The organism is Ruegeria profundi, from assembly GCF_020171505.1.
Taxonomy (GTDB): domain Bacteria; phylum Pseudomonadota; class Alphaproteobacteria; order Rhodobacterales; family Rhodobacteraceae; genus Ruegeria; species Ruegeria profundi.
In genome coordinates this window covers 117,785-140,404 of record NZ_JAIUZS010000008.1, presented here as the reverse complement: position 1 = coordinate 140,404, position 22,620 = coordinate 117,785, and the positions used below count along the sequence as shown (strand labels likewise).

Below are 22,620 nucleotides of genomic sequence, written 5' to 3'. Positions count from 1 at the left end.
TTGACAGTGCCCGCCGCATGTGGCACGTGACCTGAATCATTATTACGACTCACCTGATATCAAGGGGATTTGACATGCCCAAGGAAGAATGGGGCGTAAAGCGCGTTTGCCCGACCACTGGCAAGCGGTTTTACGACCTGAACAAGGACCCGATCATCAGCCCCTATACCGGCGAGATCGTGGAGCTTGAGACCGGCAAAAGCCGGATGATCGCCGCTGACGCGGAAGACGCCGCATCGGCCAAGGCGCGCAAAGAATCATCGGACGACGATCTGGTTCTGGATGATGACGACAATGTTGATGTCGATCTGGACGACGATCTGCTGGACGATGATGACGACGACAGTGACAACGTCTCGCTGGACGATATCACCGACATGTCGTCGGAAGACGAGAACTAAAACCGGTCAGAGGCGGCGCCTTGCCGCCTCATACCCACCCACGGACGCACAGCGGAAAGTTTTGCGGATTTCCATTTTTGGACTTGCACTCGTAGCCGCCGTCTCATAAACGTCCGTCCACTGCTTCGGCAGTACTTAAATGGGGCCTTAGCTCAGTTGGGAGAGCGCTTGCATGGCATGCAAGAGGTCAGGGGTTCGACTCCCCTAGGCTCCACCATTTTTCTCCTCAGTTCGAATTCACTCGCAGTCACAGGGCTTTGTAAATAAGGCCTTTGACGTGCCAGTCTTTCTCAACCCCAAGGAAACTTGGGCTTCGCCTGAATTCCCATTGTGGGGGTCTGTGTGGGGTTCTCCAATGAGAAAGTATGCAAGATGACCAAACTGACAGACAAACAGATCAAGGCTGCGAAACCCGGCGACAAGAAGATCAAGCTGGCAGATGGCGGTGGCCTGACGCTGATCGTTCACCCAAAGGGCAGCAAGACATGGGTCTGGCGCTACAGGGTCGACGGCAAGCAGCGTGAGATGACTTTGGGCAAATATCCCGCTATCAGCCTAAAAGCAGCGCGCCAGCGCGTCGAGGCGCAGAGAAACCTGCTTGAAGACAACATTACCCCTGACGTGGCAGAGATGCGCGCAGAGGTACAGGCTCGGTCAGGTCTGACGGACACCAACTTCACCGGGGTTGCGCGTGCATGGCTGGCAGAGGAGCGTCCGCACTGGGCAGAGAAGACTTATGTCCGTGCCCGCAACCGGATCGAAAAGGATGCCATCCCTCTACTGGGAACCGTGGAGGTCGCGGACATAACCGCAGTCGATATCAAGGCCGTTGCGCTCAAGATCGCGGATCGTGGGAGCCATGAGACTGCGCGCCGGGTCATTCGCATCCTGCGGCAGGTTCTGGGTTTCGCGGAGGCCGAGGGCCTGATCTCTGTCGTGCCGGGTGCGAACGTGATCGACCGCTTCAAACCCCAGCCCAAGAAGCATCACCCCGCCATCGTTGAGCCGGAGCGGTTAGCGCTGTTCCTGCAGGCGCTGGATGCGTGGCCACATCAGACGCTGGGTAAGCCTCTGGTGCAGATCATTGCGCATACGGGCCAGCGTGCCGGTGAGGTGCGCCGAATGAAGTGGAGCGACATCAAAATGGGCGAGCGGGTCTGGAACAACGTGGTGACCAAGACAGGTATCACGATTGCCATACCCCTTACGGACCCAGTGATCGATATCCTGAATGAGATGTACAAGTTGAACGGCCACCGCGAGTTCGTTTTCGCATCGGAGAACGGACCAGTGTCTGAACCCGCCACAATGAACATGATCCGCAGGATCGGATTTGCCGGTGAGACTGACGCCCACGGCCTGCGGGCAACGCTGCGCACGCTGGTGACCGAGCATCTCGGGTTCGAGGAAAAGCTGGCAGAGGCACAGTTGAGCCACGCGTCGAAGGAACAGCATGGCCGCGCATATGACCGCACCAACTTCCTCGCCCAGCGCCGCGCGATGATGGAGGCCTATTCGCAGTTTCTGGTTAAGCTTCAGGAGGGCCGTGCTAACGTGGTGCCGATGATTGCGGGGACCAAGTTATGAGCAGTGAAGAACTGATCCGGAACGTACTGGGAAGCAGCCAGATACAGTTGGTCCACAGGCTCATAATGATTGAGCAGAACAAGGACATGTCGGCAGAGGCACGGCAGATTGCCGCGTTAAAAGCGGTTCTCGCGCACCTTCATGACATCCCCATTCTCAATGCCCGAGGAAGTTTGCTCAATCCACTGCAATTGATCCTGAACAGCTTGGTCGGAAATGTTGTTTCGGGCGGCAAAGACGCACCACATTACGAACTGAAAATGATGTCCGAGGCTGTTGTGAATGTTATGCATGCCAACGGTACGACCAAAAAGGAAGCGCGAAAGTTTGTGGCGGATACACTGACGACAAATGGCAGGCCGGTCACACCCGAGACAGTGCGGGACTGGGCGACCGGGGGGAAGTCAAGGGACCATATTGTCATCGTCAAAGGCTACGAGGCCGTAATGGTGCAGCACGTTCCTCTGAAGCAAGATCCCGACCTGACGCCGATGGGTCGCGCAAAGGACTTCTTCACCGAACAGGCCGCGTTCTTCGCAAGGTAAAGCGGTAACGCGCGACTGGTATGAGAAACCTCGGATTTCGTATCCGGGGTTTTTTTTCCGAATGATGCAGAATGCGGAACCCCCCCTATTGCTTTCCGCACACGAGGGGTGATCGTTATTTGAGCCAAAGAGATCACCTGCTCGGAGGCCCGTATGTCAAGTGCCCAGACATTGCTGGATCAGAAGCCGTACATCACTGGCGGACGGATCATTCCTGATCGCTTCTACACCCATCGTGAAGCCGCCATCATGTGTGGCCTGAAGGGTCCGGAGTACCGCGAGTTCATGATATATGCTGGAATTGAGCCGACTGTCGTCAAAGGCCGCGAATACTGGCTTGGCCGGGAAATCCTGCTAGCACAAAACGTGGATGTGCTGAACGGCCTCATTCTTAAGGTGCAAGAATGAGTGTAGCCCGTATGCCCATCTCACCTGACAGCTTCCCGAAGACAGGTCTCGTAACCCTGAAGCAGCTATCCACCCACAGCGGTCAGTTGGGCATGTTCCCCGGATCGCCCAGCACGTGGCTGAGGATGGTTGATAGCGGCGATGCACCTGAGCCAACCAAGATCGGTCGGCAGCACTTCTGGCGCTGTGAACACATCCGCGCCATCGCAGCAGGGATCGATTGGCGGCTGGTTCGGATCGACACGCCCGGTCTTAAGGCTACTGCAGCGGAATAGCCAAAAGAGAACCCCCTTCGTACGGAGTGCGCAACGAGGTGAGCATGGCAAGATTTGATAACGACTTCCTGTTCCAGCGCGTCAACGATGCCGCGCTGCCAAGGATCACGGTCATACTCGACCGGCTAGGTATCACGTACCGGCGGCGTGGTGCAGAGATCGAAATGCTCAACCCCATCCGCAACGACCAGAGTTTTGGGTCATTCCTGATGAACATGCGTACCGGACGCTGGTCCGAGTTCGCCACCGAAGACAAGGGTGGTGATGTGATCAGCCTTGTTGCCTACCTGCGCGGATGCAAGCAGATCGAAGCTGCCACGGACTTGGCCGAGATGCTGGGGGTGATCGTCAATGGCTGACTGGAATAATGCGCCCATTACTTGTGAAGAAGAGGCCCGCGCTTCACGTGATGCAAAAGACGTCGATGACCACAAGCGCTGGGCGCGGGATGAAGTTGTCGAAAACTGGAACAAGGCCAGTCTGGATCGCGGCCTTCTCGCCAACGGCTACATGGAGCAGCGTGGTCTGGATATCAGTCTGATCGACACGGACGAGATGCGAACAGGACATCACCAGTCCAACAAGAAGGCCCAGAAACACTCGGCACTGTTCTTTCCCGCAACCAATGATGAGGGTGAGGTGACGCGGGTGCAGGCGGTGCGGTTCCGCGCCAAGGCACTGGCTGAGGGTGTGGTCGAACGCTTCGCGCCCGAGTTCCAGCCCAAGATCACCAACGGTGGAGGCTACGACCCGGTTCGGTTTAAGGCGCTCCGCGACAACACCGATGATCGCATTCTGATCTGTGAGGGACCGGAGGACGCTCTGACGCTACGACAGGTAACCGGCTGCGAAACTTGGGCCAGCCTGTCAGTATCCTGCCTGAAGTATATGCCGGTGCCGGAAGGGCGCACGGCCATCGTATTTGCAGATCGTGGTTCAGAAGACGAAACTCTCAAAGCCTGTGCAAAGTTGGCTGATGCCGGTGCAACGGTCTTTGTCGCTCAACCCCCTGAGGGGCACAAAGACGTCAACGATGCCATGCGTGCAGGTGAGGTTGAAAAGATCAAAACGGTCATGGATCAGGCCGAGCGTGTGCAGTCGGTCTATGACACGTTACCCAGCGGATACATCCGAAATGATGGAGGATGGGTGTGCAAGATCGACAACCCTGATAAAAACCACAATGACCCTGAAAACCAGACACCCATCTGCAAGGGTCTCAAGATACTCGGCCTTGCCCGCAGCCGCGATGGCGGCGGATGGGGCCAACTTGCAGAAGTAGAAGCCCCTGACGGACGCATCCTGCGATGGGTAATCCCCGCACGCGCATTGATCGGAACCAGCATGGAAGCGATGAAAACGCTCGCAGACATAGGGCTAAGGATTGCCATCAAACGGGAAGAGGAATTGCGCGTCCTGCTGGGGTGCTGGCGTCCGACAGAGAGGTATATGAGCGTGGACAAGCTCGGCTGGACATCACAGGACTTTACTAGCTTCACCGTTCGCGATGGCAGCCTTATCACTTCCGTTAAATCCGAGCCTGTCACGCTTGCCGACACCGTGCCCATATCGACAATCCAGACGTCGGGATCGATGGAGGGATGGAAGGAAGAAGTGGGTGAACGCGCACGCGGCAACCCTCTCTTGATGATGGCCATCAGCACGGCACTCGCAGGGCCGTTGCTGGAGCCGATGAACGAGGATGGTGGAGGCATTCACCTCGTGGGAGAAAGCAGTCGCGGCAAGACAACGGCCCTGCGGGCCAGTGTATCGGTCTGGGGTATGCTGGACCTGATCGAGACATGGCGGGCAACGTCCAATGGACTTGAGGGCCGTGCCGCCGTCGCCAACAGCACCTGCCTGTATCTGGACGAGATGTCCGAGGTCTCGGCAAAGGAAGCAGGCGAAACCAGCTACATGCTCGGCAACGGTCAGGGCAAGGCTCGTGCCAATCGTGCTGGTGGGTCTCGCCCCATCCAGCGCTGGAAGGTCATCTTTTTATCGACAGGTGAAATCGCGCTGGGCGACAAGCTGGCAGAAGGCAAGTTGCGAAAGCGTGCAGGTCAGGGTGTTCGCTTGCTGGATGTGCCTGCTACAGGTCAAAAGTACGGTCTGTTCGATAACCTTCATGGCGAGGAAACCGCGTCCAAGTTTGCAGACCGGGTCAACTGGGCAGCGCGAGACAACGCGGGACACGCAGGCCCGGCCTTCGTTCGCATGCTGATGGGGGATTTACAGGCGGCAACAGACGCCGCTCGGGCAACCATTGACGGCTTTACCAAGATGGTCATCAGCAAACACGCGAAGATAGACGGTCAGGTCCAACGCGCAGCCAAGCGGTTCGGCCTCATACTGGCAGCAGGCAAGCTGGCCATCGGCTGGGGTATCCTGCCTTGGAAGGAAGAGGAACTGGGCGCGGCCATCATCATGGCCTTCGATCTGTGGATCGGTAAACGCGGCGGTGTCGAAGCTGCCGAAGAAGCCGAGGCCATTCGCATGGTGCGCAGCTTCATAACCAAACATGGCGGGTCACGGTTCGAAGAGATTGAAAGATCACAAAACGGACAGTGGATGATCACGCCAGATCAGCCGATCATTCGCGACCGAGCCGGGTGGATGGTAAGAAAAACACAAGCCCAGTCGGGAATGTTCATGATAGCAAAGGACGTATGGGAAACCGAAGTTGTTGCAGGGCTGGACCCAAAGCGCGCCCTTCAGGTGATCAAGGACATGGGATGCTTGGATACAGAACGAGACCGCCTCGACAAGAAAGTCCCTCGCTGCATTGATCCTAGCCGAAATATGAGGGTCTATATGGTGTCTGAAGACGTTTTGGGGCTGAAGACATGATGCTGGGCCAAGGGAAAACGGCCAGAATTTGGGGGCTGGGGCCAGCCGGGGCCAGCACTGGGGCCAGCTCTGGCCTCGCGAAAAACCCTTCAAAATCAATGCTGGGGCCGTTGGGGCCACTGGGGCCAGCAAAACAAAGTCTGTCGGGAAAATGGAGGGAAAATTCGGGGCCACTATAGTGGTTAATATGTAAGGGTAACGATACACAACCTATAGTAAGAAAAAATGAAAGACGGTAATCACCTTTACTTGTATTCCGTGCTGGGGCCACCAGCCGACACACTAAAATACATTGGCCCCACCGGCCCCACTGGCCCTACCGTTGAAATCATTGAACTTTTCCACTGTGGAGGGTTGGCCCCACTGGCCCCAGCGTTTAGCCCCGGCCATTCCGTTGGTGGGGTATCATTTTTTTATGTGGGGGATACCAACGGCCCACGCGCCGCCCGCCGCCACCGCCAGCAACCACTGTTAGAGGAGGATTGAGCATGCCGCAGACCTGACAAAATGGGGTTTGATGGAGGCGACCTCTACCCAACCCCACATGCCACTGCCTTTGTTTCAAAGGGCCTTTGTATTCAGCGATAGGTATAACCCCCACACTCACCCCCACCGACACCCAGATGAGGAGGGCTGACGATGAGCAATAAGCAGCAGGCAGGCGGCGCTATGCGGCGGTTTCCTCGCAAGATCGCTCGCACAGACGGTCAACTCGACGACCTAGAAAGACAGCTCATCGACGCAACAAAGGTTAACTTGTTGCTAACCGAATTGGTTCGTAGGTTTTCACTGTAGTTGGGGATCGTGTCACTGTCGGGAAACTGCTCGAACGTTAGGACCGTTGACTTGGAGCCACAGCAAAACGGTCTGCATGGCGTTTCTTTTGGCAATACCACGCAGCTCCCCATTTGAAAGTCGCTCGTAAAGTTGGTTGATTTCCAGTGTTGGACGGCTCACCCTCTCAATGGCCCTTCGACGGTTGTTGTCGGTCTTTCGGGCGCAAGAACCTCGGCGGGAACAGAACATTGCGTTGGCTTGACGATCTACCGGTATTGGTTCGCCGCAGACCACACAACGCCTACCATCAAGGTCTAATCTCAATTGGATAGATGCGGCTCTTTCACGGCGGTGTTTGTGCAGATGAGCTTTAGAAGGATTGCCGTTTGTCTGCTCGCACTTTGAGAGCGGGGAAGCGACAAAAATCATTCCATCGAACTTAATAAGTCCATTTGGGTCGGGCCGGGCCATAATGCGATAATAACTGAAAATCATGCTTTGGCGACCACGAGGTAGTCAAAACTCGCAAAAGCTACTGGATGCGCGCGACGCGGCTACGGGCTTGATCAGAAACTAGCGCTCTGAATGCGATCCAAAGCCTCCAGACTATTCTGAACTAGGTTCATAAGAAACGCTTGCTGTTGACCTTTTTCCCAGCACAGGAAATGGTAACGAAAAACCGCGACCCTGAAGTTGACTTTTTCTGGCGAAGTAAGGCCAGCGGTTGCAGAAAAAAGGCTTAAGCAGTGAACCCAATAACCCAATCTGAAATCAACAAAGCCGCATGGGGCGCTTGTGATACCTTCCGTGGCGTGGTCGATCCGTCGATTTACAAAGACTACGTCCTCACGATGCTATTCCTGAAATACGTCTCTGACGTATGGAAGGACCACAAGGCGGGGTATGAGACGCAGTACGCCGACAACCCCGAATTGGTTGCCGCCATGATGGAGCAAGAGAGCTTTAAACTGCCAGAGGATGCCTCATTCGATGCAATCCACTCCCGTCGTCATGAGGCTGGCAACGGCGAGCGTATAGACAAAGCTCTTCATGCTGTTGAAGAGGCCAATGGCGACAAGCTGCGGGACGTGTTCCAGGACATCAGTTTCAACTCCAACAAGCTGGGCGATGAAGAGCAGAAAAACGATATCCTCCGCCACCTGATGGAAGATTTCGCCAAACCCGCGCTCGACCTGCGTCCATCCCGTGTGGGCAACCTCGACATTATCGGCGGGGCGTACGAATACCTGATCTCACGCTTCGCCGCGACGGCTGGGAAAAAGGCAGGTGAATTCTACACCCCCGCCGAAGTGTCCGAACTCATGGCCCGTCTGGTGCATCCTCTAAAGGGCGACGACATCTGCGACCCAACCTGCGGCTCTGCATCCCTGCTAATGAAATGTGGCCGCCAGGTGCGCGAGGCCACCGGGACCAAGCAATATGCGCTTTATGGGCAAGAGGCGATTGGCTCCACCTGGGCCTTAGCGAAAATGAACCTCTTTTTGCATGGGGAAACCAACCACCAGATCGAATGGGGCGACACCATCCGCAACCCCAAACTGCGCACCTCTGATGACATGCTGCGCCACTTTGATGTGGTGGTTGCCAATCCGCCGTTCAGCTTGGACAAATGGGGTGTTGAGGCGGCCGAGGCAGACAAGTTCTCTCGCTTCCGCCGAGGCATTCCGCCAAAGACCAAGGGCGATTACGCCTTTATATTGCACATGATAGAAACCCTGAAACCCCGCACGGGTCGCATGGCCGTTGTGGTGCCTCATGGGGTTTTGTTCCGTGGCTCGTCTGAGGGCAAAATCCGCCAAAAACTGATCGAGGAAAACCTGCTCGACGCAGTTATCGGACTGCCAGAAAAGCTGTTCTTTGGCACAGGTATCCCCGCCGCGATCCTGCTGTTCAAGAAGGCCAAGACAGACGACACGGTGCTGTTTGTGGATGCATCGCGCGAGTTCGAGGCAGGAACCAACCAAAACACCCTAACCGAGGATCATCTAACCAAGATTATCGCCACCGTCACAGCCCGCGAAACCGTGGACAAATACGCCTACGTGGCATCAGCGGATGAGATCGCAGAGAACGACTTCAACCTCAATATTCCCCGCTACGTGGACACGTTCGAGGAAGAGGCCGAGATTGACCTGATGGGGGTACGGGCCGAGCGTCAGGAATTGGTATCAGAGATGGCCGAGCTGGAAACCCGCATGGCGGCATATCTCAAGGAGTTAGGCTATGGTGCCTGAGGGGTGGGATGTCTCAAAGCTGAGTGATCTCTGCCAAAAGACGATTTCTTATGGGATCGTACAGACTGGCGAAAAGGGAATTGGAAAGATACCTTGCGTTCGAGTGGTTGATCTTGCCAAGTCGAAAATGTCGGCTGAAGCCATGATCACAACAACCGAAGAGATTAGTGCATCTTACAAGAAGACGGTCCTTGAAGAGAATGAGATCATGTTTGCCCTTCGTGGGGAAATCGGATTGGTCCGCATGGTTCCCGCAGACTTGGCTGGAGCGAACCTAACCAGAGGCTTGGCACGCATTTCTGCAAAAGTGTCCGCGATTACACCTGAGTTTCTGTTCAGGCAAATTCAATCAGAGGACTTTCGTCGCGACCTTTTGAGAAGGGTAAACGGTTCGGCACTGCAAGAAATCCCCTTAAGCGAACTTAGAAACGTTCGTGTTGCTGTCGCCCCCCTCGCCGAGCAAAAGAAGATCGCGGAAATTCTGTCCACATGGGATCGGGCGATTGAGGTGGCTGAGGCTCAGTTAGAAGCTGCCCGCACCCAAAAACGCGCCCTTATGCAGCAGTTATTGACTGGGAAACGGCGCTTTCCTGAGTTCGAAGGGGACGAGTGGAAAGAGGTCAAGTTGGGGGATGTGCTAGGCCTTGTTGCAGGTAAATCCAAACGAGAGTTTCTGGACGATGAAGGCGACAAAATCGTTTTAGATATGGGGTCCGTTTCCAGGGATGGCGGAGTAATTGGCAAGAAACGCACTTTCGTTGATTTCGATGTTTTAAAAGTCGGCGACTTGGTGATGCCTAAGGACGACATTGGTGGAGGCAACATCATAGGAAAAGTCGTCCTTGTTGATCAAGAGAACGCCTTTGTCTTGGGTGATCACGTTTATCGTTTGCGTGTCATACCGGGTGTAGCGGCTAATCCTTCATATCTACGGTATGCGATCAACGGGACGACAATAAATCGTTGGTTTCGGCGAAAGGCAAATGGAACTGCCCAGTTGGGCCTAAACAGAAAGGATGTTGAGCGGCAGGTCGTTTTTTTGCCCAGCATTGAGGAGCAAAAAAAGATTGCAGCCATTCTCTCTGGGTCAGAAGCTGAGCTTGCCCAATTCAAAGCCCAAATCCAAAAACTCAGCACCGAGAAGAAAGCCCTGATGCAGCAACTCCTGACCGGCAAACGGCGAGTATTGGTTTGATCTGTGAGAAATAAAATTTGAGGGTTTACTTGGATGGGCAGCTATTGGGAAGATCGCAGAGATAGTTCATCTCGCGAAGATCATCGGACACCGTGGGAACGCGACTATGCCCGCGTGATACATTCAGCTGGGTGCCGTAGACTACAAGCCAAAACTCAGGTTTTGGGTATGGGTGATGGAGATTTCTACAGAACGCGCCTGACACACTCGCTTGAAGTCAGTCAGATAGGTGTTTCGATCACGAAGCGTTTGTATCGGCTGGCCAAAGCAGCCAAAGAGCGCGGGAACCAGACTAGTCTTGATGAAGCTGCGCTGAATTACCTGCCTGATCCAATGCTCATGAGTACGATCTGCATGGCGCACGACCTTGGCCATCCGCCATTCGGCCATGGTGGTGAGATTGCGTTGAACCGGTGCATGCTTCCTTACGGAGGCTTCGAAGGTAACGGCCAGACGCTTCGGATCATGACAAAGCTGGAGAGGTACCCAGAAGGTCATGGAATGAACCTGACGCGGCGGGCTATCTTGGGCGTCATTAAGTATCCAGCCCCCTATCGAGACGTGGTGGACTGGGACATCGTTCCAGCCGGTGAACCAGCGGAACCTATGGCAGAACTGCTAAAAAATGAGCAGCCTATTGATGCGCCCTTTAAACTAGCACTCCCCGAAGGTTCGGTCTTTGTAGCGACTGACTTCAAGCCACCGAAGTGTTATATGAATGAGGAACATGACGACGTTGTCATAGGCTGGATAGCCAAAGAACTGGATGATTGGGAAACCATCTCAACTGCCCGGAAGGAGCGAGACCCCACGAAACATCCAAAGACCAAATACAAATCCCTCGACACGTCAATCATGGAGTTGGCGGATGACATCGCCTACGGCGTTCATGATCTAGAAGATGCAATCGGTTTGGGGCTAATTCGTCGCAAGGATTTCGTGGACTGGTTTAAAAAAAAAGAGGGCAATATGCGTATTTCAGCCATCCAACCACTCTTGGATGTCTTTTTTGATGGTAGCTTCGATACGTTTCAAAAGCGCCTATTTGATGAAGGTTCAGGTACACGAAAGCACGCTATTGGACGTATGGTTGGGTTCTGTGTAGAAGGGACGCAGTTCGTCGAGAGCAACCCCAATTTCTCTGAACCATTGTTCCGATATCAAGCTATCTTCGATCACGATGCTGGCGTGAAGAGTGCCTTGGGTGTACTTCAAGAAGTCGTCGTTGATCTTGTTATTAAGAGCACTCCAGTCCAGCAACTTGAATTCAAAGGCCAAAAAATGGTCACAGAATTATTCAACGCGTTCGCCACTGATCCGAAGAGACTGCTGGACCCGAGAGACTTTGCTCAGACGATCCAAGACGGTGGAGAAACAACAACTGCCCGCGTGATTTGTGACTACATCGCTGGGATGACCGACGAGTATGCCACAAGGCGTTATCAGCAACTGTTCGAACCTAGGGTGGGTTCGGTTTTCGATAGACTGTGAGCCATGGCAAGTCATACCCCAGATACCCGCGAAGAAGCAGCTGCCAAACTGCCTGCGCTGCACGTGATGATGGCGATGGGGTGGCTGTACTTGCGCCCGTCTAAGGCGCTGACACTGCGTGGCTCAGAACGTGGGGTGCTTCTGCTCCCTGTGCTAAGGGAATGGTTGGAAAAGCATCGCTTCTACTTCAAAGGTAGGGAACACGCCTTGTCACCGGCTGGCATCGATGCGGTCATCCGAGAAGTCACATCAACGGGGCTGAGCGAGGGTCTGCTCGCAGCCAACCGTGCGCTCTATGTCAAACTGACCAAGGGCGTGACCGTCACTGAGTTTGTCGATGGTCAGAAAACATCCGTCACCGTACCGCTGATTGATTGGTCGAATGTTGAGGCCAATGCGTTCCATGTAACCGAGGAAATGTCGGTTGAGCGTCCGGCCAGCAAGGGAATGTACCGACCCGATATTGTGGGTTTTGTGAACGGCATTCCGCTCACGGTAATTGAGGCCAAACGCCCGGTATCTTCAACCAAAGACAAGGCGATGGTTGACGAGGGCATCAGTCAAAGTCTTCGTAATCAAATGGGTGATGGCATCCAAGACCTTTATGCCTATTCCCAAATACTCTTGTCGATCTCGGCCAGCGATGGGCGCTATGCGACGACCAACACACCCAAGAAGTTTTGGTCGATCTGGCGGGAAGAAGGTCTATCAGATGCTGAGATGGCCGCAATCCGCAACACTCCCCTCACAGAGGCTCAGAAAGCCGATCTGTTCTCCGATAGGGCACCGCATGAACGTCGGGGCTACGAAACCCTACACAGCGGTCCTGTGGCGCTCACAGAGCAGGACAGGTTGATCATCGGATTGCTAAGACCGGATCGTCTGCTCGATATGGTTCATCGGTTCATCTTCTTCGATCAGAAAATCGGCAAAATCATTGCTCGGTATCAGCAGGTGCAAGGCACAAAGTCCATCGTGGACCAAGTCTCGAAACAGAAATCTGACGGGAGCCGTGAGGGCGGAGTGATCTGGCACACCACAGGATCGGGTAAATCCAACCTGATGGTGCTGCTGACCAAGGCATTGCTGCTCGATCCATCCCTTGCAGACTTCCGCATCATTATAGTCACTGATCGCGTCGATTTGGAAAAGCAGTTGGCAAGCACTTTCCTGACAGGTGGTGCCTTTGGATCAGCTGTCGCAACGAAGAAAGATGGCGAAAAGGCCAAGGTGCAATCGGGGCGTGATCTGGCACTGCGGATTGGTCAAGGAAATGACCGCATCACGTTCACGCTGCTGCAAAAGTTCAACTCTGCGACCAAGCTGCCAGAGTGCTACAACCCATCTGACAAGCTTTTGGTGCTGGTCGACGAAGGACATCGCTCCCAAGGGGGCGAGAACCATGAGCGGATGCGCAAGGCACTGCCCAACGCCGCCTTCATCGCGTTCACGGGAACGCCGCTGCTGAAAGATGACAAAACCCGCAACAAATTCGGCCCGATCCTGCACGCTTATACAATGCAGCGGGCTGTGGAAGATGGGGCCGTTACACCACTTGTCTATGAAGAGCGAAAGCCCGTCGTTGATATCAACGACAAGGCCATTGATGCGTGGTTCGACAAGATCACCGCAGGTCTCAGTGAAAAGCAGAAGGTCGATCTCAAAAAGAAATACTCGACACGGGGGCAGATTTACGGCGCCACCAATCGAATTGATCTGATTGCGTGGGATATTGCCGAACACTTCAACACCAACTTCAAATCACTGTACTTGGGCCTGAAGGGGCAATTGGCGACAGACAGCAAACTATCAGCGATCCGCTACAAAGAAGCCCTTGATGCCACTGGAATGGTCTCAAGTGCTATTGTCATTTCCGCCTCTGACACCCGTGAGGGGCATGAGAGCACCGATGAGAGCAAAATCCCCGAAGTGCAGGCTTGGTGGAAGGAAAACGTTGGTAGCGACGAGGAGGGCTATCTGACCCGCGTTATCGAAGGCTTCGCCACCGATGGTGATCCAGACATCCTGATCGTGGTCGACAAGCTTCTGACTGGTTTTGATGAACCGCGCAATGCTGTTCTCTACATCGACAAACATCTCAAGAGCCACAACTTGTTGCAGGCGATTGCACGGGTGAACCGATTGCATGAAGCCAAACAACACGGCGTACTGGTGGACTATCGCGGTATTCTTGCTGAGCTGGATACTTCGATCCAAGATTACCAAGACCTTGCTGCCCAAACGCAGGCTGGTTTTGACATTGATGACCTTACAGGCACCATCACCAACGTTTCGACCGAGTACAAAAGGCTACCATCCCTGCATGACGCGCTATGGGCCATCTTCGCAGATGTGAAAAACAAGGCTGACATGGAACAATATCGTCAGGTGCTGATCCCCTCATTCAGGACCGACGACAGTGGCGCGAGTGTCGATGATCATCAGAAGATCAGAGAAGACTTCTACGACGCGCTAACTCGGTTTGGTATGTGCTTGAAACTCGCCCTGTCATCCCGTGCATTCTTTGAGGATGGGTCGTTCGATGAGACAACCATTCAGAAGTACAAAAGCGATCTGAAATTCTTCACCCAACTTCGTGCCCAAGCCAAACAGGATGCGCAGGAGACTGTGGACTTCACCGTGTATGAAGAACAAATCCGCAAACTTGTGGATAAGCAAGTCGTCGGACAGGACATCACGGACCCTGAGGGTGTGATACTCGTCAATACTCTGGGTGGCGATGACCCTGAGGATTGGTCCGAAGAGAAAACCCGTTCAGAGGCGGATGTCATCAAAACTCGTCTGCGCAAGACTATCGAACAAGACCTGATTGATGACCCTCATGCCCAGAAGGTATTCTCGGAGATGTTGAAAGAAGCCATTGCAAATGCTGAAGCTTTTTTTGATCATCCGAACAAGCAATACACCCTTTTCAAAGACCTCGAAGAGATGGTGGACGCTCGTGCAACGCCTGACGTACCGGATAGGTTCACGGATCGCCCCCGTGCTCAAGCCTACTTTGGGGCATTTCTTGATCATCTAGGGGACAAGGCAGGTGAGCGGTTAGAAGATGATTTGGTCACTGAAGCTCTGTGGATCGATGATGCGGTCAATGATGCTGTGCAATCCCATTCTATCAATCCCGCCAGTATCGAAGAAGAAATCCGAAGAACCATGTTGCCACGATATTTCAGTTTCTTTGGCGGTCTCGACAATGCCGAAGGTTTGATTGAAGGTGTAATTGGGATTGTGCGCGCGGGTGCATCCAAGGGTGGGTCGTGATGACCAAGCATAAGATCACCTATGGTGATCAGGTCATACCCTACACAATAAAACCTGACCCAAAGCGTCACACAAAGATTGCGATCCATGTTGAACCCAATGGCACAGTCGTTGTGGATGCGCCACCCGAGTTTGATCTCGCTGTAATTCACACAGCAGTCCAAAAGCGTGCCAGATGGGTGGTGGCGCATGTGGGGGAGGCATTGACCCGTTTCGCGCATGTGCGGCCCCGAGAATACGTCTCAGGCGAGCAGATCATGTATCTCGGCCGCCGCTATGTTTTGAAGGTGATCACGACGTGTCAGAAGCCCCGAGCGGTTCGGTTGAAAGGCAGCAGATTAGAGGTTGAAACGAAGTCCGGTGATGCTGATGACATCAAAGGTCGGATACGCGCTTGGTATCGGGTAAAAGCCCGAGATTATTTTGCGAAGAAAATTGCGGAAACTTCTGATCGATTGCCATGGATCACAGAAGCACCACCCTTCCGGTTGATGGACATGACTAAGCAATGGGGCAGTTGTTCACGCGAAGGGCAAGTGATCCTAAACCCACATCTCATTAAAGCTCCTCGGAACTGTATTGAGTACGTCATCATGCACGAACTGGCTCATCTGAAGCACCACGATCACAGCGCTGAGTTCTGGAGGCTCATTGATATCCACCAACCTAAGTGGCGGAAGGCCAAATCAGAGTTGGATGCGTTGGTTGAGATATTGACTGCGGAGTGAAGAATACTGCCGGATCATGCGCTGCTTTGGTCTCAACGTGATCTGATACGCTTGATCACGGTGCACCGAGCGCGCTACTTTGCGATCAAATCGGTTTCGTTTGACCTGTAACGCGAGGTTTTCCCACTGCAGTCAAACCAGCTGCCATACGCCTTTTTCTTAAGGCTGTAACGCGAAATTTGCTCCCGCAGTATGTCTTGCGGGAACCACCTAAAAACGCTGCGCCACAGTTAATGCAGCTTGCCATCAAACACCTTCCGTTACATGCTCCTGAAACGGAAAATGTTCGACTAGAGCACTAGCAACCAGTCTAAATTCTGTAGTCAGCAAAGAAGGTGAGATTGGGCAGCAAACGTGAAAGAAGACATGGCGTCCTCCTCTTGACGCGCCCTGAAATCTTTAGACCGAGACAAGATGCTATAGACTTGCTCAAGCAACAAGATGTCTGGAATGAGCAGTGGCACTAAACGAAGAGAACGACGGGCGGATTAGCAATATGAGTAAGAAGGGAAGCTACATCGGCGGGGGTAGCATCATAAACGTTGGTGTCGACACCAGCCACTACGGTAGAAACACCTCAAAAAGCAAAAAGACCAAGAAGGGACATAAAGGGGGTAAAGGGCTAGAGCCGGGGTACGAGCCGATAAGAGACCGCAAAACACAGAAATGGTTACAGGAGGCTAACAAACGAAAAGGCAACAACGCCGGAACGCCTTTCGGCACTTTCTCAAAACCGAAAAGATCAAAGAAAAAGAGCGGTATATCGTGAATAGACGTAGCAGATTGACCACAAACGCAGAGCTAATCGCCTTCTACATGCAGACCGTGAAAGACTAAAGCCAATGGACTGGCTTGGATGGATTGAGTGGAAGTATATAGCCACGGTTGTGGGCTTTTTGGGAGTGATCCTAGTTTTAGGACAAGCGCACGCTGCATTGCAGTGGTGGGGAAAACAGGTCCTGAGAGAGATGATAGACATCAAAAACGAACTTCAAGAAATCAAAGAGGCACTAGAGGGAACACAAGAGCAGTGACCATCAAGGGTTGCCCTGATCTGATCACCGTCAGCTTGGATAGGATGCAATAGTTCGACACCCGTCAATTGGGTGTGATCCTCTATCGTTGGACGAGGCGACATCGCGGCCCGCATTCCCTCAAACAGTGGTTTCCACGATATGGCTGTTACTCCAGACACGTATTAGGCGAGCCATTTGCGACGATTGCTTGCCATTCAGGTCCAAGCGCAGCACGTGCGTCAATTGCGTTGGCAGCTTCTGGGTCGCTCGCTTTGAACATCACAGCAACGATGGCTGCATCCTGCGATCCGCCTATAATGGGTGTTGAGGTGGTATATCCAGAGTATGAGGCGGTATTGCCAAAGGTACTCACTGTACCTGTAGTGTTGTAGTTCGCGCCAATTGCGCGGACGTTGTTTTGGGCGTCCATACCGGCAATGTAATACTTGTCATAACCAAGCCGAATTGTTTCAACTGCAGCCATCTTAGTAACAAGTTTTCTTGCTCCCGAAGCGCCACAGGCTGGTGCCGCGCTTGCGTCAATACGAACGATGTTACTTACAAGTTGCGTGGTAGATGTTGAAGCACATGCACCAAGAATGGCAAGCAGCGACAATCCGGCGACAAAGCCAGCTGATTTCATTGTTTTTCTCCCGTGAATACTGCGTAGCGGTTTTCAATTGGATGCTACTCGTGGTTGTGGAATTTGGCCAAAGTTGGGTGAAATCTGGCCATGGCGGTGTTTGTGCTCGTAAACCTTCTGTGTAGTTGGCATCTGTTGAACAAGAGACACGCCGTCAAAGAAGAGGTGAAAGGTTCAGCTGCTTCCATGCCTCCGGGTTCGCCGCCTCCAGTTGCATCAGGTATCCCTGCTGCGCGGCGGTCACTGTTTCGTCTGCTTGCGCCTCGGTCAGGCCGAAACGTTTAATTAGTACAGGCACTATCTCGTAGCGGCGATCATCCCACAGGACCGCTGCCTGTGCGTACTCGAATGGTGTTTCTAAGTTGGTCATTTCTCTTTCTCCTTAGTTTGGTTGTTTCAAAAATACGGAAGGCCCGCGCATTGCAGGGCCTCAACACCCTTCCATTTAGGGGCTGGAGAGTTTTCAGCTCGGCCTTCGCTCAAAGGGGAAGGATTTGCGTAACTCAGCGAGAAAGCCCTGTGGCAGCGGGCGATCCATATAGGCTCCTTTTTATTCGGAGTGCTTTCTTCCGAGTGGTCAGATTGTTTGATAACTGGCCCCTTCAAAGGGGTCCGCTCACGGGACAGACCGCTTTCGTCAGGTGCCCAAAAATTAATTCGAGCAGTTCGCTCAATATAGGTGCACGCCAGTCTGTGGTCATATAGTTGGCAGTATTATGCTCTTTGGTCGAATAGCTATGTACTTAAGGTTTTTTTTGCCAGCGAAACCTTCGGTCAGCTATGAAGCTCAATTATCGGATTTAGGAGTTTGGAAGATGTTCGCAAAGTCTATTGGAACCGCGTTGCTTCGTTGCGCTGCATTAAGTATTGCTCCACTTGCTGTGTGCTCGTTCTCCACTAAATCACATTCTGCTGAGATAACAGCTGTTAGTTATGAAAACAGCGACATAGCTGTGTTTGTCTTGATCGAAGGTCCGTTTGAGGCGGGAGACGCAGACTTTTTAGAAGCAACGATCAAACGCCAAAATTCAAGAAACAGATTTGTGCCTACGGTTGGCCTCAAGTCGCCCGGTGGATTGGTTGACGAGGGAATTGCGATTGGTCGAATACTTCGGAAGTACCGCATTCATGTCGAGGCCCCAGTGGACGTTGGCGAAGCGGCTGGCTTTTGCGGAAAGATGGATCACTTAAGTAGGCGAAAACAGCTTCAACCGGGAGACGATCCTGAATGTATGTGTAACTCTGCCTGTGCTCTTGCGTGGTTTGGTGGTGTAACGAGGAGTGGAAGGGTCGGGCTTCATCACAGTTACTTAAAATCAGACAGCGCTACAAACTTGGACGATCTTGAAGAGGTATTGGTTCATTCACGTCAAAAAATCAGCGATTACCTCCGAGAAATGAGGGTTCCGTTGGAGGTCAGCGAAAGAGTGTTTGCGACGCCTTCCGCACAACTTGATTATATTGATGCTTTTAGGGTCAGGACTCATAACCAAAATATGACGCTCGCGGCGATGCAGATTGCCGACAGGAACAGTTCACCACATCGGTCATAGCGGGTCGCGATGCGACGCCAGTCTTTTAGTCGAGCAAACAAGTTCTCGACCCGGTGCCGCTTGCGATACAGTTTGGTATCATGATCGGCAGGGTTTCGTCGTCCTCGGCGCGGCGGAATACACGCATTGATGCCGCGCTCGGCCAGTGCCTCCCGGAACCAGTCTGCGTCATACCCCTTGTCCCCTAAAAGCACCTTGGCCTGTGGCAAGCTGCCCAGCAAAGCCAACGCACCTTTGGCGTCACTCATCTGCCCGGCTGACAGGAGGAACGTCAGCGGTCTTCCCCGGCCGTCACAAACCGTGTGCAACTTGCTGTTCAGGCCGCCTTTGGTTCGACCGATGGCCCTCGGGCGAGTCCCCCTTTTGAGAGGCTTGCCGCCGTTCGGTGCGCTTTCAGGTGGGTGCTGTCGATCATGATGGTTTCGCCGTCCGGTCCCGGTTGTGCCAGTTCCCGGAAGATACGAGCGAAGACACCAAGTCGGGACCACCTGACAAACCGATTGTAAAGTGTCTTGTGCGGCCCATACTCAGCCGGAGCATCTCGCCAGCGCAGGCCATTGCGAATGACGTGGATAATACCACTGAGAACCTTACGGTCGTCGGAACGCGCCACCCCGCGCGGTTTGGGGAACAGGTGCTGGATGCGTTTCAGGTGCTGTAGGTCGAGCCAGAACAAGTGCGACATAGACAATCCTCCTGCCGCCCTTGAATCACGACGGTGTTGCGGATGGAATCGGCCAATGCAATGGCCGCTCAGAACGGCGAACCGGTCATCCGACGAAAAGCCTCAGATGACCGAGTCGAGCCCATACCGGAAGTGCAGCGCGCCGCTTTGCGACTGGCTTGGCTGAAAGCCAAAGCCTCAGGAGATGGCACGGTCGGTGTCGTCGGCATTTGGGCTGGTTTTCTTGTTGAGCTTTACTTTCGGGGTTGCAACGCCCGTGCAACCGGTTTCGATATCCCGTTGGGAACGTGACGCTGTGTCCAAAATGTGAATTCGATCAATTCAGGTTGGCATTTGGGTGATCCAAGTCAGAGGCCCGCAATGGATCGCGCGGAACGCTCGGAGCACTTGTGAAGCGTGGCGCTGCCATCGGCGTAACACTCAACGTATCCAGTCGCCACAGACTAAGCATCCGGACCTTGCCATCCAACAAATGAATGGTTTCATCGTTGTTTTCCGTTCGCAGCGTCCCGGACAAGCGGACCGGCATATACATGGTCTCCTTCATCACAGCAGAATCGTAATGGACCCGAACCAATTCATTGGGCGGGGGCGCTGGTATGTGGCTGCACATGCCAACGACAGGCACGAGGTACCCGATGGCTCGTCCGTCCGCGCTGGACTCGGTCGGGATTAGATAGCCTGCGATTTCCACCTCGGCGCCTTCCAGGACAGGGTTTGTCGCGATCAGCGCGCGCCTGCGCTTTTCGGCAACCTTCCAGCGCTGGGTCAGTAGTTCATCGATGTCGAAGCCGCTCTCCGTTAGCGACTGGCGCGCGACGTCACGGCGCGCTTCAAGGCGCTGCCGGACCTCCGGGGACAGGTCGGCCTCAAGCCGCGCGTCGATCCGGACGACCGTCCTGAGGTCGTTTAATCGCTCCGGCTCCATCTCCAGGTACGGGTCGACGAAGGCGCGGGCCGCAGGGTCCGCCAGATCATCAAAGCCAATCTTGGCCGGCTCGGAGGCAAGCCCGGCCATTCCCACAGAAATGGCCATGACAGTTACGAGGATCAGACGCATGCTTTGACTTCCCCGTGTTGGTTCAATTTCCGCCCTGGGGTGGCAGGCCGGGGGCGACGTCGGGCATACCGGTGGAAAACTCGAGGTTCCAAGCCTCTTCGGTTACCGGCTCGAAGCGCGGCACGGCCTGGGGCTCGAAACGGATCGGCTGGCCCGGAAAGACGCCGAGCAATTCATCGTCCCGCACCGTGACGGTACCGTTGACCACAACCGCCTTGAACCCGGTGGACGGCACCAGCCCCTCGGCATAGGTCGAATTGTCCGTCACCGTCTCAGGATCAAATACGACGACATCGGCGACCATACCTTCCTGCATCCGGCCACGCTCCTGCATTGCTTTCAGCCCGGTTTCGCCGAGGTGCTTGGCGGCGTTGTAGCTGAGGATCGACATGATCTGCATCAGCGGGATGTCGTTCTCGCGGGCCAGCCGGATCGCCTTGGCACGCGCGCCCGAAGTGCGGGGGTGGGTGTTGCCAATCTGGTCGGCTGGCGTGTCCCAAGGGCCGAAAATCGGTGTTCCGGCCATTGCGTCGCTTGCCATCGTCGTGCCGCGCAGCGTCAACCAGCGCGCCGAGTCCTCCTCGGGCATCTTGAAAAGGATGATTTCGCGGGTTGGGTCGTCCTTCAGGGCCTGTTCGAAAGATGCCGTCGTGTAGAAGTCACCGGTGATTGGGTCCTGGACCGTGTCCTCGTATTTGTGACCCAGCCTGTCTACCCAGTTTTCAGGCTGCATGAAGCCGGCGTTCAACGTTGTTGCCCCTGCGGAGTACGGATAGATCTCGCCCCAGACGTTATGACCCTGTTCGGAAAGCCGTGTCAGCAACTCATGCGTCAGGCGCCAGCCGGGATTGTTAAAGTGCAGGATCGAAACTGGTGCGCCAAGCGCCAGACCGTTGGTCAGGGCCTCCTGCGCGCCGATATTCTCGTGGGTCGCATCGTCCGGGGTGAAGCGCGTGTGCACGCCTGTGTGTCGGCCGTAGCGGGCGGCGACCTTCTGCACCTCGAAAAGCTCGCGCGAGGTGACACCGTTGCGCATGTAGCCCAGCGTGCTGCCGATGCCGACCGCGCCGTCCTGAAGCCCCTTGTCAAGGATACGCAGGATCTCGTTCCCAGTGTCGTAATCTGCCTTGGTCTCACTCCAGCCCGACTGTTTGCGGGTTTCGAGAACGGCAACCGGGCCGCGCAGTAGGTTGTCTCCGCTGGCCCCGTCGATGGCGATGGCACGCGCGATCTCATGGCTCGCCGCGCATCCGTAGTTGGACTGCGTGACCCCTTCGCGCGCCGCGTACCATTCGGGTATGAGGGTTGCGGCACAGCCCATCTCGAGATCCATGGGCGTGGTCAGTCCGTCGCGCAGCCCGAACCTGTAGCCAAGCGGTGCCTGCCAGTGAAAATGGGTGTCGATGAAGCCGGGGGCGACGACGTGGCCCGTGGCGTCAATCTCGTCCGCGCCGGTCAGTGTGTCCTTCGAGATTTCGACGATCCGCCCGTCTTTGATTCCCACGTTTGCAATGCTGTCATAAAGTGTCTCGGGATCCATAACCCGGCCATTGCTGATGACGAGATCATAGTCCTGCGCTGAGGCTCCAGTTGCCGCAAGAAGGGTTGCCGACAGGCACGCCGCAATCGCGTAAGTAGATTTGAACTTCATTAACCGTCCTCCCTATTGTGATGTCCGGTTTCGCAGCCGACATATCCCAAATGTAAATGTTTGACCCGTTGACCGTTCGTTCCTGAATGACCCTCGTCAAGCGTTTCGTAGCGCGCAAAAGCACGCGCTTGCCGGCCGATCTTGCGTTTCCCAAGTGGATTCAGCAAACACGCTTAGGACCAATTCTTCCCGCCCTGAGACTCATTCTTCCCAAACCG

Annotated in this window: 21 protein-coding genes and 1 tRNA gene; 17 read left to right on the top strand and 5 right to left on the bottom strand. The window is 54.4% G+C overall.

Annotated elements, in window-relative coordinates:
* The first annotated feature begins 74 nt into the window (after positions 1 to 74).
* The 15 genes from LCM21_RS17425 to LCM21_RS17355 all read left to right on the top strand — a co-directional run bounded on the left by LCM21_RS17425 (position 75) and on the right by LCM21_RS17355 (position 16,828).
* The gene (locus LCM21_RS17425; RefSeq protein ID WP_068339284.1) at positions 75 to 401 is read left to right on the top strand and encodes a TIGR02300 family protein; all 327 of its coding nucleotides are present in this window, start codon (positions 75 to 77) and stop codon (positions 399 to 401) included.
* A 141-nt stretch (positions 402 to 542) separates the two neighbouring features.
* Positions 543 to 618, top strand: a tRNA-Ala gene (locus tag LCM21_RS17420).
* A 155-nt stretch (positions 619 to 773) separates the two neighbouring features.
* Positions 774 to 1,988, top strand: a complete 1,215-nt coding sequence (locus tag LCM21_RS17415; protein WP_224891742.1) for a tyrosine-type recombinase/integrase — start codon at positions 774 to 776, stop codon at positions 1,986 to 1,988.
* Positions 1,985 to 2,533: a hypothetical protein gene (locus tag LCM21_RS17410; protein WP_224891741.1), complete on the top strand. Its 549-nt coding sequence runs from the start codon at positions 1,985 to 1,987 to the stop codon at positions 2,531 to 2,533. The genes LCM21_RS17415 and LCM21_RS17410 overlap by 4 nt, the downstream gene beginning before the upstream one ends.
* 153 nt (positions 2,534 to 2,686) lie before the next feature.
* Positions 2,687 to 2,941: a hypothetical protein gene (locus LCM21_RS17405; RefSeq protein WP_224891740.1), complete on the top strand. Its 255-nt coding sequence runs from the start codon at positions 2,687 to 2,689 to the stop codon at positions 2,939 to 2,941.
* Entirely contained in the window at positions 2,938 to 3,216 is a 279-nt protein-coding gene (locus LCM21_RS17400; protein ID WP_224891739.1) for a hypothetical protein, read from the top strand. Before LCM21_RS17405 ends, LCM21_RS17400 begins: the two co-directional genes overlap by 4 nt.
* Before the next feature lie 44 nt (positions 3,217 to 3,260).
* Positions 3,261 to 3,575 carry a hypothetical protein gene (locus LCM21_RS17395; RefSeq protein ID WP_224891738.1) on the top strand — a complete coding sequence of 105 codons (315 nt, stop codon included), beginning with the start codon at positions 3,261 to 3,263 and terminating at the stop codon, positions 3,573 to 3,575.
* A complete protein-coding gene (locus LCM21_RS17390) occupies positions 3,568 to 6,066 on the top strand; it encodes a TOPRIM and DUF927 domain-containing protein (RefSeq protein WP_224891737.1) in 2,499 nt (832 codons plus the stop codon). The genes LCM21_RS17395 and LCM21_RS17390 overlap by 8 nt, the downstream gene beginning before the upstream one ends.
* Before the next feature lie 1,523 nt (positions 6,067 to 7,589).
* On the top strand, positions 7,590 to 9,098 hold the full coding sequence (locus LCM21_RS17385; protein WP_224891736.1) for a type I restriction-modification system subunit M: 1,509 nt from the start codon (positions 7,590 to 7,592) through the stop codon (positions 9,096 to 9,098).
* Positions 9,088 to 10,293 (top strand): restriction endonuclease subunit S, encoded by a 1,206-nt coding sequence (locus LCM21_RS17380; RefSeq protein WP_224891735.1) that lies wholly within the window; start codon positions 9,088 to 9,090, stop codon positions 10,291 to 10,293. The genes LCM21_RS17385 and LCM21_RS17380 overlap by 11 nt, the downstream gene beginning before the upstream one ends.
* A gap of 33 nt (positions 10,294 to 10,326) precedes the next feature.
* A complete protein-coding gene (locus LCM21_RS17375; protein ID WP_224891734.1) occupies positions 10,327 to 11,784 on the top strand; it encodes an anti-phage deoxyguanosine triphosphatase in 1,458 nt (485 codons plus the stop codon).
* Between the two features lie 3 nt (positions 11,785 to 11,787).
* Positions 11,788 to 15,066, top strand: coding sequence for a type I restriction endonuclease subunit R (locus LCM21_RS17370; RefSeq protein WP_224891733.1), 3,279 nt, complete (start codon positions 11,788 to 11,790; stop codon positions 15,064 to 15,066).
* Positions 15,066 to 15,794, top strand: coding sequence for a M48 family metallopeptidase (locus tag LCM21_RS17365; protein WP_224891732.1), 729 nt, complete (start codon positions 15,066 to 15,068; stop codon positions 15,792 to 15,794). Before LCM21_RS17370 ends, LCM21_RS17365 begins: the two co-directional genes overlap by 1 nt.
* 496 nt (positions 15,795 to 16,290) lie before the next feature.
* Entirely contained in the window at positions 16,291 to 16,563 is a 273-nt protein-coding gene (locus tag LCM21_RS17360) for a hypothetical protein (protein ID WP_224891731.1), read from the top strand.
* Positions 16,564 to 16,636: 73 nt separating this feature from the next.
* Positions 16,637 to 16,828, top strand: coding sequence for a hypothetical protein (locus LCM21_RS17355; protein WP_224891730.1), 192 nt, complete (start codon positions 16,637 to 16,639; stop codon positions 16,826 to 16,828).
* 148 nt (positions 16,829 to 16,976) lie between these two features.
* Here LCM21_RS17355 and LCM21_RS17350 read toward each other — a convergent pair whose 3' ends face one another.
* Positions 16,977 to 17,453, bottom strand: a complete 477-nt coding sequence (locus LCM21_RS17350; RefSeq protein WP_224891729.1) for a hypothetical protein — start codon at positions 17,451 to 17,453, stop codon at positions 16,977 to 16,979.
* Positions 17,454 to 17,607: 154 nt separating this feature from the next.
* Positions 17,608 to 17,823, bottom strand: a complete 216-nt coding sequence (locus tag LCM21_RS17345) for a hypothetical protein (protein ID WP_224891728.1) — start codon at positions 17,821 to 17,823, stop codon at positions 17,608 to 17,610.
* 445 nt (positions 17,824 to 18,268) lie between these two features.
* Between LCM21_RS17345 and LCM21_RS17340 the strand changes: the two genes are divergently transcribed.
* Positions 18,269 to 19,006, top strand: coding sequence for a hypothetical protein (locus LCM21_RS17340; RefSeq protein ID WP_224891727.1), 738 nt, complete (start codon positions 18,269 to 18,271; stop codon positions 19,004 to 19,006).
* Here LCM21_RS17340 and LCM21_RS17335 read toward each other — a convergent pair.
* Positions 18,937 to 19,691, bottom strand: a protein-coding gene (locus LCM21_RS17335) for an IS5 family transposase (RefSeq protein WP_371813448.1) whose coding sequence is annotated in 2 segments (ribosomal slippage) — positions 18,937 to 19,353 and positions 19,356 to 19,691 — 753 coding nt in all. Because the reading frame shifts where the segments join, the coding sequence is not laid out codon by codon here. The two genes, LCM21_RS17340 and LCM21_RS17335, sit on opposite strands and share 70 nt — an antisense overlap.
* Positions 19,692 to 19,733: 42 nt before the next feature.
* On the opposite strand from LCM21_RS17335, the gene LCM21_RS17330 reads away from it, so the two are divergent.
* Positions 19,734 to 19,982 carry a hypothetical protein gene (locus tag LCM21_RS17330; RefSeq protein ID WP_224891725.1) on the top strand — a complete coding sequence of 83 codons (249 nt, stop codon included), beginning with the start codon at positions 19,734 to 19,736 and terminating at the stop codon, positions 19,980 to 19,982.
* 25 nt (positions 19,983 to 20,007) lie between these two features.
* Here the strand turns inward: LCM21_RS17330 and LCM21_RS17325 are convergent, their stop codons facing one another.
* Together LCM21_RS17325 and LCM21_RS17320 are read right to left on the bottom strand one after the other, a co-directional pair.
* On the bottom strand, positions 20,008 to 20,751 hold the full coding sequence (locus LCM21_RS17325) for a DUF3299 domain-containing protein (protein ID WP_224891724.1): 744 nt from the start codon (positions 20,749 to 20,751) through the stop codon (positions 20,008 to 20,010).
* A 22-nt stretch (positions 20,752 to 20,773) separates the two neighbouring features.
* Positions 20,774 to 22,402, bottom strand: coding sequence for an amidohydrolase family protein (locus LCM21_RS17320; protein ID WP_224891723.1), 1,629 nt, complete (start codon positions 22,400 to 22,402; stop codon positions 20,774 to 20,776).
* Positions 22,403 to 22,620: the final 218 nt, after the last annotated feature.